The following is an 18,312-nucleotide window of genomic DNA, read 5'->3' as shown; positions in this document are numbered from 1 at the left end:
GAGCATTGTCATAGATGCTCGCCTCATTAATTATTTGCAGAAACTACTGCTTAATATACTTTGCAAAAACACGCTCCAACAAAGGCGTGTGAAGCATAATAAGCGATCCCCAACCAATGAATACCAACAAAGGTAAACCCTGCGGCAGATACACGATTGATGCAAATATTAACACAATAAACACTATATCTAGCAGTGCCATTAAAAGAGTTTCTTTCCAATAAGAAATACCAAAAATAAGAGAATTAACCACTGTTTTATCGATTGAATTTTTAAAACGCGCTTGCAGTGCAAACACCCATTCGGCAATAAGAACCCATAATATGCTCAGAATAAATTTAATAATTAAAAGTGGAGTAGACCACACACAAAGCCATAGCCAAATAATAGCAAAAAGAATCGGACCCATTACAGCCCAAATAATAGTAGATTCCAAAAAATTGCTAGCAAACGCACGAAAATACGCTGCAGTAATATGTCCTTCACCTCGCTCTATACGTCTTGCAGCATCATGACCTGCACAAAGAGAAGCACCGATAGTGATTAAAGGAATGCTTGTTAAAATCATCAATATTGTAAGCCACACGGCATCAGCAAATGTTTCCATGCCTTGCGCAAACTTTGAATCTGGGCTTCCAAACGAGAAAAACATTCTATACTATCTCCTGGTTTTATGACGCAATTCCTATGCTTTACTATCTATAGATACCTTTAACAACGAACTCTACCACTTAATTACAAACTAGCGTAACTATTAAAAATAATGACGGTGTGCACAAACATATAGTATGCGCACACCGCCGCTTTTACTGCCACCGGAATTTTGGAGAAGAATTAATCTATCCCTTTACTGCGCCAGACATAACACCTTTAATAATGTACTTCTGGCAGATGAGGTAGAAGATTATGATTGGAACAATTGCCATAACTAAGCAGCCCATCATTGCGCCCATTTCAACGGAACCATAGCCACCCTTCAAATACTGAACAGCTATAGAAATAGTCTTATACTTGTTGAGATCGAGCGTCAAGAACGGAAGCAGGAAGTCATTCCAGATCCACATTGCTTGTAAGATTGAAACCGAAATAATAGCAGGTCGCATAATCGGCACAATAATCTGGAAGAATATGCGTGGCACAGAAGCGCCATCAAGCATTGCAGACTCTTCGAGTTCTTGCGGAATACCCTTAATTACGCCAGTGAAAATAAATACTGCAAGACCAGCACCAAAGCCTAAGTAAATAATCCACAAGCCCCATGGAGTATTCAACTTCAAAGTATTCGTAATGTAAGCAAGGGTGTACATAACCATCTGGAATGGCACAATCATGTTGAATAGGAACAACACGTAGAGCAGTTTCGCAAACCAATTATTAACTCTAACAATCCACCATGCACACATTGATGTGCACAGAAGAATAAGAATCACAGAGCCAACAGTTACAACCACAGTCCATAAGAAGCTCATAGGAAAATCAGTACGATTTGAGCCTAATACGTAGTTAGACATTCCAACAAACGATTTTGGACTAAAAGTAAAAGGATTGCTGGCAATATCAACCTTAGACTTGAAAGAATTCAGCACTACTAAAGCTATAGGGAAAATCCATAACAAGCTTATAAAAGTGAACAGCACCGTCAATAACGCAGGATACTTTGTCTTCTCGTTCATGCTGCTACCTCCTTCGACCTAGTGAGAATATTCTGAACCATAGCAATAACAGCCACGATAACGAAGAACATGACTGCCTGAGCCTGACCAACGCCTTCACATCTTGGAGTAGTGAAAGTCCTATAAATATTAAGAGCTAACATTTCTGTTTTCCTCGATGGACCACCATTAGTTAATGCGAAGTTCTGATCGAAAAGCTTAAAGCCGTTAGTAATTGTTAAGAACGTGCAAACAGTAATAGAAGGCATCATCAATGGAATAGTGATCTTGAATAAAGTCTGGCTTGGGCTTGCACCATCGACAGCAGCTGCTTCCATAACGTCTCCAGGAAGAGCTTGCATACCAGCAATGTAAATAATCATCATATAGCCAATTTGCTGCCAGCAAACAACAATCACAAGACCCCAGAAACCGAATACTGCAGAGAACGTAATCGTACGATTGAAGTATCCAAGTATGCCATTTAACAAAAGCTGCCAAATATAGCTTAAAACGATACCGCCAATAAGATTTGGCATGAAGAACACTGCTCTAAATAGTGTTGTACCCTTGAACTTCTTAGTAAGTAAATACGCAATCGCAAAAGCAACAACATTAATAATTATTGTTGTAATAACTGCAAAAAACGTTGTGAACAAAAACGAATAAAGAAGATGCGGATCTTTTAAAGCTCTATAGTAGTTACGAAAACCCACAAACTTACCATCAGTTACAGTAGTGAATTTTCTAAAACTCAAATACACACCCATAATAAATGGCACTAAGAAGCCAACAATAAACGCAGCAAACGTAGGTAGCGCAAATAGCCACCACCATTTACGTATTGCCTTTCCGCTCATACTAATCATGACTCGTCACTTTCTCCTCTTTGAGTGCGATATCTACGTAGACATCGCTGTCCTGAACCAATACTTTCATTCTACTACATGAATTAGTTATGTCAAACGTTGTCATTTTCGACATGTCGCTTCAAACAAATATCAAAATTTAGTTTTAAAAAATTGCTTATTATCGTTGGTATTCCAGCAAAATTTGCTAAAATAGAAATGTTTGCAAACGTTTGTTTGTTTCGAACTATAAAAGTTCACACTAAACAACTAAACACAAGGCTGTGCTACACGTTTGTTATACTCGAATAAAGGGGTTCACATGTCGGCAAATATTCAAGATGTAGCAAATAAAGCTCATGTGTCAGTTTCTACTGTGTCGCGTTCATTTACACGACCAAACTTAGTATCTGCATCCACTCGCGATAAAGTATTGGCAATTGCCAAACAATTGAATTTTTCTATTTCGAAATCTGCAGCAGCACTGAAATCTGGTAAAACCTTGCGCATCGCTTTACTGATTAGCGATCAAATTCGTCTATGGTTTTCTGCATCTATTATTCAAGGATTGAATCAAGTATTCCACACAGCTGGATACGATTTATCTATTTTTCAGATTTCCAGCAGCAAAGAGCGTAGCGAATTTTTCACAATGCTCCCAACTAGACGTAATGCTGACGCCGTTATTGTATGCTCATTTGACGTAAATACCAACGAAATTGCACAACTTAAATCAACAGGGGTGCCAATTGTTGGCATAAACTGCTTATACCCTCAAAAATGCGATTTTGACGCGACTATCAATATTGACGATGACCAAGGTGCAAGACTTATGGCACGCCATTTAATAGGTTTAGGGCATCGCAATATTGCATATGTGCGCACAACTCGTGACGTTTCACTACATTTCAGCGTATTGCAGCGGTACCATTCTTTTATTGATGAATGTCAAAATAGCGGAATTACACCTATAGAAATTGTGGCACCTGCTAATTCTGATCGCATAAGTGCCATAGTTTCTATGCTTCTTGGAAATTCAATTATGCCAACAGCAATTGCATGCCAAGAAGATGGGATTGCAATACCACTTATGTTTCAGCTCGCACGCAGCGGGTATTCCACTCCAAAAGATGTGTCAATTATCGGTTTTGACGATAGTTTTTACGCGCACGAAACTGGCTTAACTACTATTAGGCAGGACCCTGTTGATATTGCTTCTACTGCGGCAAATATCACGCTTGAGCTTATAAACACAGAGAAAGTTGAAGATCCATATCGCATTGTTCCAGCGCAACTTATTGTGCGCTCAAGTACAGCCGCATTATTAAATGACTAAGCCTTTTATAATTTTCTATAAGGTATCAAGATAACAAAGATATCTAAATAACAAAGATATCTAAATAACAAAATCCGCTAGGACTTAGCACTATTATGTGCCAGTATCCTAGCGGATTTGCTTACGTCACCTTTGCTTGCTTACGTCAGCAGGTGTAACGTCTATTTATTTATTAATGGATCAGTCGTCATCTTCGTGAGCCTGAGAATATTCCTTAGCCCAGCCGTCCACGAATGCGCTCTTAACCTTATCCCACTTGCCGGTGCCCTGAGCGTACTCAAGCAAAGCGGAGCCGAGGTCGTTCTTCCAGTTATCAGATGGCATTACGGTGAAGTTCCAGCTTACTGGAGTCTTACCGGACTTAGCATCTTCAACAGCTGCTTGAGTCAATGGGTTGTCGGACTTGATATCTGCGAAGCTCTTGAATGGAGTGGTGAAGCCCATCTTCTTAGAAATAGCTTCCTTACCAGCATCGGAAGTAAGCAACCACTTCAAGAAGTCCTTAGTTGCCTTCTTGTTAGCGTCAGATGCCTTCTCGTTGATGCACCAATAGTTCTCAGAACCAGTTGCCAAACCTTGCTTCTCTTCGCCCTTAGCGCCAATGTAAATTGGGAGCATGCCAAGGTCTTCAGCCTTCATACCAGCCTTGGAGAGGTCACCCCAAGCCCAAGTACCATTCTGATAGAACACAGCCTTGCCCTGCGAGAACTCAGCATTTGCATCTTCACCAGTCTTAGAACCAATCTTCGTTGCTGGTGTAGTGGAATCAGTAATGTAAAGATCGAAAATCTTCTTGTAACCGTCAAGGAACGTACCCTTTACCTTTGCAGGCTGCTTGGTAACATGATCTTCCTTGAACTCATAGTACAAAGGAAGATTTGCAAGGTGGGTCTTGAAACGCCAATCAGAGCTGGAATCGAAGCCAGCAGAAGTGAATGCACCATCGACACCAAGATCTGACTTGTGCTTTTGGATATCATCTGCAACAGCCTTCAGCTTATCGAAGGAGTTGATTTCTTCAGCAGACTTTACCTTAGCATCCTTAAGACCGGTGTACTTCTTGAGCAAAGCCTTGTTATAAATCAAGCCGTATGTTTCCATTGCATATGGAATACCAACAACCTTATCTCCATCCTTCAAAGCAATATCCTTGTTCTGAAGCTGGTTATAAAGCTCAGTATCCTTCAAATCAGCAGTGTAACCCTTCCAGCTTGCGTAACCAACTGGGCCGTTAATCTGGAAGAGTGTAGGAGCTTCGTCACCCTTGCTAATTTCGCTCTTCAAAGACTGCTCATAAGTTCCGGAAGCAGCAGTTTGAACCTTAACTTCAACACCAGTTTTCTTGGTGTATGCCTTAGCTACTTCTTTCCACTGATCTGCAGCTTCTGGCTTAAAGTTCAAGAAATAAACCTTACCTTTAGCAGAGCTGTCGCTTGAGGAGGATCCGCAAGCAGCAAGCGCGCCAAAAGCCATTGCTGAGCAAGCTATCAGTGCAATTGTTGATTTAATTGTACGATTCATCATCGAACCTTTCTCCTATGCAGACAATCCCGTCATCGGACTGCCACACCTCTAGGTGTCCTTATCGACAATATTTATTATGCCTCAACTGCTGCAATATTGCAAACGATAGCATAAGTAAATTAACGCGTGTCGTCATAAAAAATATCACACACCAATATCTCCGATAAAATTAACACGTATTTTTGGCAATAATTAAAGGGATTACGCAACAATTTAGCAAACGATTGCGCAATCCCTTGAGAATCATAATTTAAAACAAATTATTTAATTAGCAGCTAACTCTTACTGTGAGCAATCTTATATTCCTTCTCCCAGCCGTCCACGAACACTTTCTTAAGAGTATCCCATGCTTGATTAGCGCCCATAGAAGTCATACCTTCTTTTGAGTTCGCAACATATAAGCAACAGGATTACGCACATATCCTAGTTCCTTCGCAACTGAAAATATGTGTTCTACAGTTTCTGATGATAAGCGATCAGGAGTATTATACGCAAAGGAGACAGCAGATTTAGAGACATGCGCCGCGTCAGCAATATCCTGCATTGTAATTTTCTTTCCCATGCTTCACACTTCTTACTTCTACATTATTTTTACTGTTGAGCTTGCAATACGATCATAGAATTATCTTTATTGGGGCGCCAACTATCTCCAACAGTTACACCATTTATAATTCGCCAGCAGCCTTGGCACGAGCGTCAGAATTATGGAAGACGATTGCTTGTTCACCACCGCTTCTATTGCAGGTAGCTTTGGTTGATGCTGTTGGCGAAAAGCGTTCGCAGAATCAGCCTGGCACAAGCACTGAGTACCCGAACTGGCGTATTCCTCTTGCTGATGAGAACGGCCATGTTGTTCATACTGATGAAGTCTTTAAGTCTTCTCGCGTACTTTCTATGGCTGCTGTAATGCAAGGCAAGTAAAAGCGATAAGAGGCGATAAGAGGCAAGTAAGAACAAAACACTTTTTCTCATCTCGCATATGCCGCATAGCACATTTTGTGTTGTGCGGCTTTTTGTTTGTTGCGATGCGCTGATTGTTGTTGTTTTCCGTGTTGTGCGGCTTTTTGTTTTTGGTTTTGGGTTTGTATTTGGCTCTTTATGGATTGTTTAGCTTTTTATTTGCTCTTATTGGGTTGTTGTTACAGGGTTTGATTCGTCTTCTTCCTGTTTTTAACGCTTCACTGTTTTACTTTGTATTGCTGATTCGGCTTAATTCTTTGGTTTAAGTTCGGTTCTTTATGGTTGATTCTGCATAGGCTGTTACGCGCACTCGTCAGAGTTAGAATAAACGAAGTTCGTCAGATTCAGTATCGCGCATTTCGTCATAGTCGAGTATTAAGCATGTAAACCCACGGTCGTGCGCTAGCACTCGTGCTTGTGGCGTAATCGTTTGTGCTGCAAAAATTCCACGCACTGGTTTTAAGAGTGGATCGCGATTAAGCAATTCACAATATCTTGTTAGCTGTTCTACTCCGTCTATTCCTCCATGACGTTTAATCTCTATTGCAACATGAACTCCATCACTGTCAACAGCCATAATGTCTACTGGGCCGATTGCTGTTGGGTATTCGCGTCTAACGAGTGAGGCACCCTTACCGATTCTCTCAATTTGTTCTGCTAAGTAACGTTGTAGATGATCTTCTACTCCATCTTTTACTAAACCTGGGTCTTCGCCAAGATCATGTGTCTGATCATCGTATACGCGTTGCAAAACAATCGTTAATACATCTTTGCCTTTTTTAGCCGCAACTTTTATAACATCACCATCACTTAAAGCATAACTAGAAGAACAATTGCTTGCATCGGATGCATTAGATTTTATTGCTTTTTCTTGGCATGCATGTTCTATGCGCATAGTGCAAGGAGCTGCCATCCAATTAAGCGGCTTGTACGATCCCAACTCTGAGAAAATTAATACACTGCCGTCTTCTTTTATAAGCAACACTCTTTTTGATAGTGGAAGTGACGCGTTAAGTCTACCTGAATATTCAGCACTACAATCAGCAACAATAATTCGCACAGCGTAAGCATAACAAAATTACACTCTGTGAGCCATAGAATCGTATAATTTTTGAGTTATTTATGCACTAAAACTTGTTCATAATAAATTATGAAGTAAGTTAAAACGAGCCAATATAAGTCAAAAATTATAAAATTTATGAAATTTTGTCTTGCATTTTGATAATTTAGTGAATTAAAATCATTTTTCTTCGCTTTCTATATTAATTTTCTAGTATTTTCTAGTATGCTTATCTTATGCATTGTCCTTTTTGTAAGAATTCTGATACTAAAGTCGTAGATACGCGAATCAGCGAGGATGGCTATTCCATCCGCAGACGACGCGAATGCCAGTTGTGCGGCAATCGCTTTACCACTGTTGAAACTACACAGCTTCTTGTTATGAAGCGATCAGGATCTATTGAACCTTTTGATAGATCAAAAGTAGTTGCAGGCGTAGGTAAAGCATGCCAAGGCAGACCTATTGATTCAGAAGCTCTTAAAACCCTCGGCATGAAAGTCGAAGCTGATTTAAGAGCTCGAGGCTTAGCTCAGGTTACTTCTGAAGAAGTCGGAAAAGCTATTTTGCAACCTTTACGAGAACTTGATGAAGTTGCTTATTTAAGATTCGCAAGCGTATATCAAAACTTTACGGGCCTTAAAGATTTTGAAAAAGCTATTGAAGACTTAAAAAAGAACCAATCTAATACTCAGGAATAGTATCGCTCATAAGTAATACTCATAAGTTGGATACTATTGCCGTTACGCTCAAGTACGCTTTACCCTAGTAAATACACGGTTCCGCGTATAATTGGAATGTTGGTTTCCGCATGAGTAACCATCATTCCAAATAAATAATGTGCGTTTGTATTGCATTGTTGCTTTTACGAATGCGCCAGATGATGTCCTGTGAGGCGAATGTCTATGTCGACATTCGCCTCACATATTTTATTCTCAATAGGGTTAAGGAAAGTAATCATTTAAGCGTCACAAACCATCAAAATAGCAGGCCTAGTATCCGAACATTCCGAATCCTCATAGCAATCTGAATATTTCGAAGCCAAATACTCTAAACATCCTGGGCAGATAAAGCCATTCAAACAATACACAGAACCATCCGAGTAAGAGTCTGAATAGTTAGAATAACGCCGTCCTAAATCATCAGAACAACAGCTCAAGAACTCTTCAGATCCCTCCAAACTATCCAAACAATCTGATTCATACAAGCCATACAAACAACTCAAACTATCCAAGTCATCAAAATCACATGAGCAACGTGAACACGAACACCCTGAATTCCCCAAACACCCAGAACATCCTGAACACCCTGAACACCCTGAGCGCCTCGAACAGCCTGAACTGCAAATACGTTCCAAATAATAGTCATCTACATATGCTTCTATGCGTTTTTGCAATAATTTTCTATAGCATTCGTCCTCAAGAAAATACTCATTGCTTAAACTTGCATAGATATACCGCATAGTATCAATGTTTATAGGAGTGCATTCATAGATATATATCCCACATTTTGCATCCTGATTCCAACTCATATCAATCCCCCATTTATTGCTTATATTGTTCTTCTTCTAATCAAGTGTTCCAACAGTACTTATGCGTAAAAGAAATAATGAATCGTTATTTTTGAAAATGCTTACAAGTCTGCCGTTATTTATCACTATTTAATACTGGAACGTTAATAGTCTGACCTACCTGCAAATCATAAGACGAAAGATTATTAATCTCAGCCAAATGTTCAACAGTATCTGAAACGTTACCATTTTTATCAGTTATAGATGCGGCATAACCCCATAAAGTGTCACCAGGGCGGACTGTATATGTGACGAACTTTTCTGGCGCAGCAGAAACAGCAACCTTAGGCATAATTACAATCCAAGCAACAGCAATAGCAAATAAAACTACACTGACTCTGGCCACAAAATTGTTCTTTGACACTCTGTTTTTACCAGTAGAGCGTACTCCAGATGACTTATTCATATATCTCTCCTTTACTCAAAGTTCCTTGTGAACATTTGTTCTATCGAACAAGTGTTTTAATAATTGCACAGTCTGAAAAAATATGCAACGGCGTGTCGAACATATGTTTGATTTTTTGAACAACATGCGCTAATATAAATTTTGAAAGGAGTAACCATGAACGACGAAAGCACCGACCAGGCAGATTTTGCCACAGAAAGCGATGCCGCTTCTCTGACCGAGCGACAGAGCAAAATCATGGATGCAATACAGCAAAATATAGCAGTTCATGGTTTTCCGCCTTCATTCAGAGAAATAGGAGAATTAGTCGGATTACGAAGTACATCTTCTGTTAAGCATCAATTAAAGGCGCTCGAATTAAAGGGCCTAATTCGAATAAGCGCAAACAAAGGTAGGGCAATTGAAGTTATTGGGCACAATCCAGTAACTTCGTCCGCGCAGCGACAACAATCTGAACCTTTAGGCGTGGATGTAGATATGTATGAAAGCGAAAGCATTCAAACATCACACGACGTACCTCTTGTTGGAAGAATCGCTGCAGGAACGCCTATTACAGCAGAACAACATATTGACGACGTTATGCGACTGCCAGAGCGTTTAACAGGAACAGGAAATCTGTTTATGCTAGAAGTTCATGGAGATTCAATGATTGACGCTGCAATATGCGATGGAGACTACGTTGTTGTACGCGAGCAACACGACGCTTGCAATGGTGACATAGTTGCCGCATTGCTAGACAATGAAGCAACTGTTAAAACATTCAGAAACGACAACGGACACGTTTGGCTAATACCACACAATCCTACTTATTCCCCAATTGACGGCACAAATGCGACGATTATGGGCAAAGTGGTCACAGTTTTGAGAAAAATTTAAAATTAAATACCCAATACGATATTGTGTAACGAAATTTTTCCAGTATAATAGTTCATAATTTCTTATTTATTTCACTACTGAGGCCAATAAGGAATTAAGAGAGAAATAATAAATAATACAGCTACAAGCATACCCTAATGCAGCAGACCGTATATTTATATATTTCTACGTTTTGACCCGTATACATCGAAGCAAGGAAGCTAAAATGTCAGTTGTAAACGTGGCAGACCGCATACTAGATAATCTAGGAACAATGACAACCATGAGGTTGCAAAAACTAGCCTACTATGCTCAAGCGCATAGTCTTGCTAGTACAAATAAAACTCTGTTCGACGAAAATTTTGAAGCTTGGAAAAACGGGCCAGTTTCAATCGAGCTACTAAATAGATACAGAGATAAAATCGTCATCCACAAAGGATGTCTAATACTCTCGTTGAACGAGCGCGAAAATCCGCTCAATCAAGATCAGATAGATCTTATTGACGAAGTATGCGATATTCTAAAAGATTGCTCAGGATTTGACCTTTATAAACGAGTCACAAAAGAAACGCCTTGGAGAATAGCTCGAATACCGTATAGAGAAGACCAATTCTGTGAAGAAATTATTCTCAACGGCTATATAAGAACATTTTACACATATAACCCAGTAGTGCCCGGTAAGCGAAAACGTACCAGACACTAATTGTCACTTATTTATTAGAGCGATAAATATTTCACATAAAAATCTTAAGATTTTAAAATCTTATAGCCATAGGAACTTAAAATCTTAAGATTTTGAATTTTAAAATCTCTAAAACGTAAAAGGACGACTCATGAAAACCCTAGATAATAGTCCTCTCACGCAAAATACCTGTATACAAGAGAAAAATTCAATAACAAACAGCAAAAGTTCGCTAGAAAAAGATCATTATGCCGCAGAAAGAAAACGCTTGTTCCACGAAAAACCGGCATCTCAATCCAACAAATCGGCTAAAAATAGCAGCTTCATGGAATCAAACAAAGAGAAAGAGGAAAAAATAAAAAAGGAATTGATTCGCACATTCATGAGAATACGCGAATCATTATCCAGCGATTTGTCAGCCGCGAAAATAGTAGGCTCACAAACAAATTTCGATTATAGAGAACTATTGTCTTTATATCACAAATTTGAATCGGACATTGAAAAAGAAAAGCAAAAAGTCAATCCACTCTATTCTAAAAAATGGAAAAATCAATGTTTTAAAGGATACCACGCTGGCGGAAAGAAAATATTACTGCTCAGAAGAGAATTTCTATTAAAAAGTATTGCTGCAAACGAAGCTAAACAAAAGAATTGCACTCAAGAAAACGATAGCGGGATATTAAATAAATTAAAAGAAGAAGAATGCAAAATAAGAAAAGAAAAGGAAATTTTAGATAATATTTTGAAATCGTTTGGAGAAGAAAAAGAACTATATGAGTTAAACTTTACGCGCCCATGCGAATACGATGGCGTACAAACAATGGGACCAATTATGCGACCTCGCACTGTGCAAACAAATTAAAAAATAATCCCGATAGAGCAGGATAAAACCTATTCCATCGGGATTACCGCGACTAAAATCCGCGACTAAAATCCGTAGTCTAAATAATATAAATTATTCTTCAACAATTTCAATAGAGATAATACCAACTGGCTCAATCGGGCAATCCGACGGATCGGTTGGAATGCTTTCAATAGCATCCACTACTTCGCAAGATTTTTTATCTGCAACTTCACCAAAAATAGTATGATGACCGTCAAGCCACGGAGTAGGAACTGCCGTAATGAAGAACTGAGAACCATTAGTGCCATGCATGCGACCGTCATAACCAAGACGCGTACCAGCATTAGCCATTGCGAGAAGATAAGGACGATCAAACTTTAACGATGGATCAATCTCGTCATCGAACTCGTATCCTGGGCCGCCAGTTCCATTACCCAATGGGCATCCACCTTGAATCATGAAATCCTTGATTACGCGATGGAAAATAAGGCCATCATAGAATGGCTCGCGTGACTTTTCATGAGTAGCAGGATTTTCCCACTCGATTCTTCCAGTTGCCAATCCTACAAAATTCTTTACAGTATTTGGCGCTTTATCATCAAAAAGATTGATTGCGATTTTACCCTCAGAGGTATTAATAATAGCTTTTGTCATGCGATAATTTTCCCATACGTTAAAGACTGTTGAACATGCTGAGAAAAATCTTAAATCTCTGCCTAACTAATAGGATTGCGCGCTCAAGCAGGTCGTCACGCTACAAAAATATAGCTGTATAAACAAGAAAGGCTTACCGAAGTAAGCCTTTCAAAACCTGGAATCATTACCCGTCCCTAGCGGAAAACAAAACCAGTATCAACACTCAACACTCAAACCATCACACTCTAAACACTCGCTAGTAAGAAAAGGTAAATGGCAAACCAGCAAACACTTAAAACATGAACAGTTCGAGCAGTGGCGTGAAACACACGCTCCACGCCACAAGTTGAATGTGAAAATATTATTTAGTGACGGAACTTGCGAACAGCAGCACCGATGCCAGCGAGCATGGAAGCAGCCAAAGCAGTGAACATCACGGTAACACCAGTCTTGCTCAAAGGAGCAGCAGAAGCAGCAGCGGCAGCCTTGGTATCAAGCTTTGCACCAGCTGGAGCAGCAGCACCCTTCTTAGCTTCGCCCTTCTTAGCTTCCTTCTGGCCCTTCTTAGCAGCAGCAGCAACAGCGTCACCGAACTTACCGCTCACAGCCTCAGCATAAAGCTCCTTAGCGCCAGCAGGATCAGCGAAGTTTGGCATCAAAGGATCAGAAGTAGCAACTACAGGCAACAAAGCAGGATTCACACCAAGAGCAATAGCCTCATTGTAAATCTTCTTATACTGAGCCTTAGCAGCCTTAAAAGCAGCGCCAGCAGCAACAGCAGCAGTCTTAGCATCATTGTACTTAAGAGTCAAAGCAGTAAACTCAGCAGCAAGACGAGTCACATGAGCCTGAGCACGATCACGAAGATCAGTCAAACGAGTTTCCTTAGCAGAATCATCTACACCAGAAGCCAAGAAGGCATCCAAATCATGCTGAGCCTTCTCGAGATTGGCCTTAGCAGCAGAAAGTTCACGAATAACCTTCTCGTAAGCAGCCTTTACATCATTATAATCATGATTCTTCTTAGCAAGATCATTCTCAGCATTCTGCAAAACCATAGCAGCTAAACGAGTAGCATTAATAGCCTCATCCTTAGTAGTTGGATCAGCAACCACGGTAGGAAGAGTTACAGGATTCTGTGGGTTAGCAGGTGGGTTGGCAGGAGGATTCTGCTCATTACCACTGGCCTTGCAACCAAGATTCTTAAAATGAATCTCAGCAAGATCGAGCTTATCCTGGGCTGCAGATACTGCATCCTGAGCATTCTGAGCATTAGTATCCTCAGCATCAGTCTTGATGGTACCAAGCTTAGTATCGTAAGCCTTCTTATCAGGAGCAGTACCATTATAATCAGCTGGAGCAGTTGGAGCGCCGGTTTCCAACTTCACGCCCGTGTTCTGTGCAGCATCGATAGCAGTCTTAATATCCTTTGCGGCATTATTAGCTTTCTGCTGCGCAGTAGCAACAGCAACTAAATCAGCTGCATCAACATCAGCGATAGCATTCTTAGCATCAACAAACTTCTGAACAGCATTCTTGTACGCTGTTACTGCAGCCTTTGCAGCATCAAGCTTCTTATGAGCACGACGCTTAGCAGCATTAGCGGTAACAAGATCATCCTTTGCATCCTGCAAAGCAGCCTTCTTAGCATTAACATCGTCCTGAGCATTCTTGCACTCTTCAGCAGTTGGCTTCTTAGGAGTCTCAGCAGCGAAAGATGGTGTGGCGAAAGCCAAACCAGAAACGAGGGTGGCGCCAGCAGCGAGAGCGGCGATAGCCTTCTTATTTAACATAATAATTTCCTTTCTTCTTCTCCTTCGCACTAGGGTATGCGAAGAAAAATTTGCACCACGATTGTTTTAAAACAATTCGCGGTATCGCCAGCCTTAAAATCTAGGGCGGCTGACGTTTGCTTTTAAGATACCCCCCCCCCGTTTGAAAAAGTCAAGAGCCAATCAACCCACGCTTATCCACAATTTAAATAAAATATTTTAATAAAACACGATAAACAAACCATAAACCGTAAAAAATACAGTATCATGCTTGTTTTTATATTAAAAAATGAATTTTCAAGAATTTTCAAGAATTTTCCCAGGAAACTCTCAGGAAACTCTTCTGCACTCCCCCAACTATCTGCAAAACCGTTGCAATATCGCCACTTTTGCGCGACACGCCGATAATATATATACACCACCTATCAAGCAGCAGTCACACAATACGCTAGTAAGTAATGTGAGTTGCTTACCATAGATGCTTTTCTACCAGTTAGGCAGAGATTTAAGATTTTTCGCCCATGCATTTTCTTGATTTTGTTTACTTACAGGGTATATAAGTCCACGAAATCAAGAACCCTACCCCGATTTTGTTTATCGACACGCTCTCTAAGTACACAAAACCAAGAACACTTCCCCGATTTTGTGTACTTAGAAGGTGCGCAAGCGCGACACCTGCTTGAGTACGCAATGCTATTAGTTAGGCAGAGATTTAATATTTTTCGCCCATGTGTGCATCACCGGGTAGCAGTGAGGGATAAGGATTGCTTGGTCGAGCAATATAAGAGTGGAGCGATTCTAAATAAACTCCCACATAATCCAATCCTATTGGGAATCAAAACTTAACTAAGAATCCAAACACTAGTAGCACAAGCATAAAAACCATGTACCTCACGAGAGCGTAACGTCTATCCTCACGGCTAATTGCCGCTCGGCTGAGCTTGCGTTGAAAGCGCACTGTGCTTTCAACTTTGAGCAAGCTCACGCTCCGAATTGCTTTCGTGCGCGCAATGCTGCACTCAAGCAGGTCGTCGCGCTAGTAATCCTTATTCCTCACCGCCAGAGCCATACACTCGCTTTCAACGCAAGCGAGGACGTGAGTGCTGATCCTCACGGCATAGCCGTTCGGCTGATTTGGCATGTGAAGCGCACTGTGCTTCACAATTAAGCCAAATCACGCTTTGAAGGAGTTTGAAATGCGTTATGCAATTTCAAACTCAGTCAAAGCGCCTGCTATGAGAGAAACTCCGAGAGCTCAGCAACATCAGCATGAACCTTAAACAGCAGCACACTATTCTGCTTTAAGCTCGGTCGATTCGCAGTCGAATCGCGAACGCAAAACAAAAAAGTGGCGCAAAACCAAAAGGTTTCACACCACATAACAGTAATAATTAAAGCAAACGCAAAACAAAAAATTATAAACGAAAATCTATAAATTAAAAGTTATAAACAAAAAGTCAGCGTCTGCAATAATAAGCTCTAGTGACGGAACTTGCGAAGAGCAACACCCATGCCAGAAAGAGCAGAAGCAGCAACAGCAACCAAAGCTACAGCAACACCAGTTTTAGGCAATGCAGATGGCTTAGCAGCTGGCTTGGCTGCAGGCTTAGCAGCTGGCTTTGCTTCCTTAGCTGGCTTAGCGGCTGGCTTAGCAGGAGAAACAGGGTCATCGAACTTTCCAGACAAAGCTTTATCATACAATGGCTTGGTGGCTGGAACGCAAACTACAGTACCATAATAGTTCTTGTAGCAGTTGGAACGGTCTGGAACCTGAACTTCAGCTGAAGCAGTGGCCTTACCTGACTTCTTAGCAGTAGCAGGAGCATTATTTTCTACAGTTGCTGGCTCACTATTAGAAGAACCACCAAGTGGATCAGATGTTACTACTGGTGGCAAACCTAAATCTTCAGCCATTGCTGGAGTTGCCATTGCAAAACCGGCAAGCAAAGTAGCACCCGCAACGAGAGCAGCGATTGACTTCTTGCTCAACATATTCATACCTTCAATCCTTTTTATCACATTTCCACACAGCACAAGACAGATATGAAAGTGAGATACCGTTATTAAAATTGAAATATGCTAACTGGAATTCACCAATTAGAATACAGGGCACAGGTTACACCAATTTTTCACAAATAAAAAGATTTTCAAGGAAAAACACTAAATAAAAAAAGATTTAGGACTAGGAACAATCCCAGCTGATCATTGATAATTTCCTGGTTATTTCCTTGTTATTTCCAGGTTATTCCACAAAATGAGGGTATTCTCCAAAACAATTATCGAAAAAACAAAATAAAACAATAAACCAAATAAAAACAAACAAACAACACAAACAACACAAACAACACAAATAAAAAAACGCTGAAAACATAACTCAAAAAGAGCACATTTTCAGCGTTTATAAGCTTTAAACTTAATTCATTACTTACTAGCTTATGCTTTCACACAAACTATGTGAGCAACAAATCAGGCAGCAATGCTGGCGATATCAACTGGAACGCCAGGAGCCATCGTGGAGGTAACGGTTACCTTAGTAATGTAACGACCCTTGATGGTGCTTGGCTTCAAGCGGCGAACTTCGTCTGCAACAGCCTTGAAGTTCTCTTCAAGAGACTTAGCATCGAAGGAGAGCTTGCCGAAGAGGAAGGACAGGTTGCCCTGACGATCCACGCGGAACTCAATCTTACCGCCCTTAATATCAGCCACAGCCTTGGCAACATCCATGGTCACGGTGCCAGTCTTTGGATTTGGCATCAAGCTACGAGGACCGAGAACACGACCCAAGCGGCCAACCTTACCCATCATGTCTGGGGTTGCAACGACTGCATCGAAGTCAAGGAAGCCACCGGCAACCTTTTCGATAAGCTCGTCATCGCCAACGATGTCAGCGCCAGCTTCCTGAGCCTCAGTAGCCTTTGGACCACGAGCGAACACCAAAACCTTAGCGGTTTTACCGGTGCCATTTGGCAAGTTAACTACGCCACGAACCAACTGATCAGCCTTGCGAGGATCCACGTTAAGGCGCATAACAGCCTCAACGGACTCGTCGAAAGCGTGCTTTGGCATGCTCTGCAACAAAGCAATAGCCTCAGCTGGGGTGTACAGGTTATTGCGGTCAATCTTCTCAGCCGCTTCACGATACTTCTTAGAACGCTTAGCCATTTCTACACTCCCTTTCAGTCGGTAACGGTAATACCCATCGAGCGAGCAGTACCCGCGATGATCTTCATACCGGCCTCGACGTCACGTGCGGAGAGGTCAGGCATCTTAATTTCGGCGATTTCGCGCACCTGAGCCTTGGTCACAGAACCAACCTTGTGAGTCAATGGATTCTCGGTGCCCTTCTGAATACCAGCAGCCTTAAGCAACAAAGCAGCGGCAGGTGGGGTCTTCAGAATGAAAGTGAAGGAACGATCTTCATAAACGGTGATCTCTACTGGGACGATCTGACCCATCTTGTCCTTCGTCTGGTCGTTATAGGCCTTGCAGAAGTCCATGATGTTCACGCCGTGGGAGCCTAATGCTGGACCCAGTGGTGGAGCTGGATTTGCTTTACCAGCTTGAATCTCGAGCTTAATAAGCGCGGAGACTTTCTTTTTCGGAGCCATAATATGGTTCTTCTTTCTTGTACAAGCGGTCCAAACGGTTGCTGCAAACTCTTCTATAGTCGCTTCTTATAAAACATGCAAAACGTTCGAAAACGTATAAACACTTACGAAACGTTGCTATAAAGCTGTTTTGCAGCTTCCTCCCGCATCTTGTATTGCTGTGCTGTGCTAGCGGATTCCTCCTCCAGACACAAGCTTTCCTATTATGCCACCTAATAGCGACTACTTGCAAGATATTGCATTAGAAAAGACGCTTACAAATAGCCGATAGCAAATTAAAGGCAGTGAATATTGGAACACCTCTGTGTGATGGTAATAAAAAAGCGGGGAGTTTTAACTCCCCGCTAGAAGAATAATGCGGCGGCGTGCTAGTCTCCCACACCCTATCGAGTGCAGTACCCTCACCGTGTCAGGCCTTAGCTTCCGGGTTCGGAATGGGACCGGGCGTCTCACCTGAGCCATGACCACCGCAAACTTAATTATAACACTCACAGTAAACCATGAGCGGAATAGTGGCGGTTAGGGAACCGGACATGAACGCGAGTAACAATCAAACCAATCT

General features: G+C 41.2%; 18 protein-coding genes, 1 rRNA gene and 2 pseudogenes. 6 read left to right on the top strand and 15 right to left on the bottom strand.

The window, feature by feature from the left end:
* Positions 1–43: 43 nt before the first annotated feature.
* The 3 genes from HXT51_RS04875 to HXT51_RS04865 all read right to left on the bottom strand — a co-directional run bounded on the left by HXT51_RS04875 (position 44) and on the right by HXT51_RS04865 (position 2,521).
* Positions 44–652 (bottom strand): DUF624 domain-containing protein, encoded by a 609-nt coding sequence (locus tag HXT51_RS04875; RefSeq protein WP_103085067.1) that lies wholly within the window; start codon positions 650–652, stop codon positions 44–46.
* Between the two features lie 187 nt (positions 653–839).
* Positions 840–1,673, bottom strand: coding sequence for a carbohydrate ABC transporter permease (locus HXT51_RS04870; protein WP_103085066.1), 834 nt, complete (start codon positions 1,671–1,673; stop codon positions 840–842).
* A complete protein-coding gene (locus tag HXT51_RS04865) occupies positions 1,670–2,521 on the bottom strand; it encodes a carbohydrate ABC transporter permease (RefSeq protein ID WP_103085065.1) in 852 nt (283 codons plus the stop codon). The genes HXT51_RS04870 and HXT51_RS04865 overlap by 4 nt, the downstream gene beginning before the upstream one ends.
* Before the next feature lie 301 nt (positions 2,522–2,822).
* On the opposite strand from HXT51_RS04865, the gene HXT51_RS04860 reads away from it, so the two are divergent.
* Positions 2,823–3,836 (top strand): LacI family DNA-binding transcriptional regulator, encoded by a 1,014-nt coding sequence (locus HXT51_RS04860; protein ID WP_421776295.1) that lies wholly within the window; start codon positions 2,823–2,825, stop codon positions 3,834–3,836.
* A 180-nt stretch (positions 3,837–4,016) separates the two neighbouring features.
* Here HXT51_RS04860 and HXT51_RS04855 read toward each other — a convergent pair whose 3' ends face one another.
* Positions 4,017–5,360 carry an ABC transporter substrate-binding protein gene (locus HXT51_RS04855; RefSeq protein WP_421776294.1) on the bottom strand — a complete coding sequence of 448 codons (1,344 nt, stop codon included), beginning with the start codon at positions 5,358–5,360 and terminating at the stop codon, positions 4,017–4,019.
* Positions 5,361–5,739: 379 nt separating this feature from the next.
* Positions 5,740–5,922, bottom strand: a pseudogene (locus HXT51_RS04850) (LacI family DNA-binding transcriptional regulator); the annotation flags it as partial.
* A gap of 161 nt (positions 5,923–6,083) precedes the next feature.
* Between HXT51_RS04850 and HXT51_RS04845 the strand changes: the two are divergent.
* Positions 6,084–6,281: pseudogene (locus HXT51_RS04845) on the top strand (hypothetical protein); the annotation flags it as partial.
* A 358-nt stretch (positions 6,282–6,639) separates the two neighbouring features.
* On the opposite strand, the gene nucS reads toward HXT51_RS04845, so the two are convergent.
* Positions 6,640–7,380 (bottom strand): endonuclease NucS, encoded by a 741-nt coding sequence (gene nucS, locus HXT51_RS04840; RefSeq protein ID WP_421776293.1) that lies wholly within the window; start codon positions 7,378–7,380, stop codon positions 6,640–6,642.
* A gap of 236 nt (positions 7,381–7,616) precedes the next feature.
* On the opposite strand from nucS, the gene nrdR reads away from it, so the two are divergent.
* Positions 7,617–8,078: a transcriptional regulator NrdR gene (nrdR, locus tag HXT51_RS04835; protein ID WP_103085060.1), complete on the top strand. Its 462-nt coding sequence runs from the start codon at positions 7,617–7,619 to the stop codon at positions 8,076–8,078.
* A 260-nt stretch (positions 8,079–8,338) separates the two neighbouring features.
* Here nrdR and HXT51_RS04830 read toward each other — a convergent pair whose 3' ends face one another.
* The 3 genes from HXT51_RS04830 to HXT51_RS04820 form a co-directional block, all read right to left on the bottom strand.
* Positions 8,339–8,566 (bottom strand): hypothetical protein, encoded by a 228-nt coding sequence (locus HXT51_RS04830; RefSeq protein WP_421776292.1) that lies wholly within the window; start codon positions 8,564–8,566, stop codon positions 8,339–8,341.
* Between the two features lie 32 nt (positions 8,567–8,598).
* On the bottom strand, positions 8,599–8,745 hold the full coding sequence (locus HXT51_RS04825) for a hypothetical protein (RefSeq protein WP_421776291.1): 147 nt from the start codon (positions 8,743–8,745) through the stop codon (positions 8,599–8,601).
* A 278-nt stretch (positions 8,746–9,023) separates the two neighbouring features.
* Positions 9,024–9,353, bottom strand: coding sequence for a LysM peptidoglycan-binding domain-containing protein (locus tag HXT51_RS04820; protein WP_415706439.1), 330 nt, complete (start codon positions 9,351–9,353; stop codon positions 9,024–9,026).
* A 156-nt stretch (positions 9,354–9,509) separates the two neighbouring features.
* Between HXT51_RS04820 and lexA the strand changes: the two genes are divergently transcribed.
* The 3 genes from lexA (at position 9,510) to HXT51_RS04805 (ending at position 11,752) form a co-directional block, all read left to right on the top strand.
* Positions 9,510–10,229 carry a transcriptional repressor LexA gene (gene lexA / locus HXT51_RS04815; RefSeq protein ID WP_415692510.1) on the top strand — a complete coding sequence of 240 codons (720 nt, stop codon included), beginning with the start codon at positions 9,510–9,512 and terminating at the stop codon, positions 10,227–10,229.
* A gap of 205 nt (positions 10,230–10,434) precedes the next feature.
* Positions 10,435–10,911 carry a Panacea domain-containing protein gene (locus HXT51_RS04810; RefSeq protein ID WP_415692511.1) on the top strand — a complete coding sequence of 159 codons (477 nt, stop codon included), beginning with the start codon at positions 10,435–10,437 and terminating at the stop codon, positions 10,909–10,911.
* Between the two features lie 130 nt (positions 10,912–11,041).
* Positions 11,042–11,752, top strand: a complete 711-nt coding sequence (locus HXT51_RS04805; protein WP_421776290.1) for a hypothetical protein — start codon at positions 11,042–11,044, stop codon at positions 11,750–11,752.
* A gap of 93 nt (positions 11,753–11,845) precedes the next feature.
* Here the strand turns inward: HXT51_RS04805 and HXT51_RS04800 are convergent, their stop codons facing one another.
* The 6 genes from HXT51_RS04800 to rrf all read right to left on the bottom strand — a co-directional run bounded on the left by HXT51_RS04800 (position 11,846) and on the right by rrf (position 18,222).
* On the bottom strand, positions 11,846–12,388 hold the full coding sequence (locus tag HXT51_RS04800; RefSeq protein WP_421776289.1) for a peptidylprolyl isomerase: 543 nt from the start codon (positions 12,386–12,388) through the stop codon (positions 11,846–11,848).
* Between the two features lie 347 nt (positions 12,389–12,735).
* Positions 12,736–14,163, bottom strand: coding sequence for a hypothetical protein (locus tag HXT51_RS04795; RefSeq protein ID WP_103085054.1), 1,428 nt, complete (start codon positions 14,161–14,163; stop codon positions 12,736–12,738).
* Between the two features lie 1,458 nt (positions 14,164–15,621).
* Complete coding sequence (locus HXT51_RS04790; protein WP_258004279.1) at positions 15,622–16,140, bottom strand: hypothetical protein; 519 nt, start codon at positions 16,138–16,140, stop codon at positions 15,622–15,624.
* Between the two features lie 468 nt (positions 16,141–16,608).
* The gene (rplA, locus tag HXT51_RS04785; RefSeq protein WP_103085051.1) at positions 16,609–17,304 is read right to left on the bottom strand and encodes a 50S ribosomal protein L1; all 696 of its coding nucleotides are present in this window, start codon (positions 17,302–17,304) and stop codon (positions 16,609–16,611) included.
* 14 nt (positions 17,305–17,318) lie between these two features.
* Complete coding sequence (gene rplK / locus HXT51_RS04780; protein ID WP_004118588.1) at positions 17,319–17,750, bottom strand: 50S ribosomal protein L11; 432 nt, start codon at positions 17,748–17,750, stop codon at positions 17,319–17,321.
* Positions 17,751–18,105: 355 nt separating this feature from the next.
* A 5S ribosomal RNA gene (gene rrf, locus HXT51_RS04775) occupies positions 18,106–18,222 on the bottom strand.
* Positions 18,223–18,312 lie beyond the last annotated feature (90 nt).

The sequence above is a fragment of the Gardnerella sp. KA00255 genome, from assembly GCF_049244095.1.
Taxonomy (GTDB): domain Bacteria; phylum Actinomycetota; class Actinomycetes; order Actinomycetales; family Bifidobacteriaceae; genus Bifidobacterium; species Bifidobacterium vaginale_F.
Note: the sequence above shows the minus strand (reverse complement) of the source record. Positions and strands in the feature narration are given on the sequence as shown.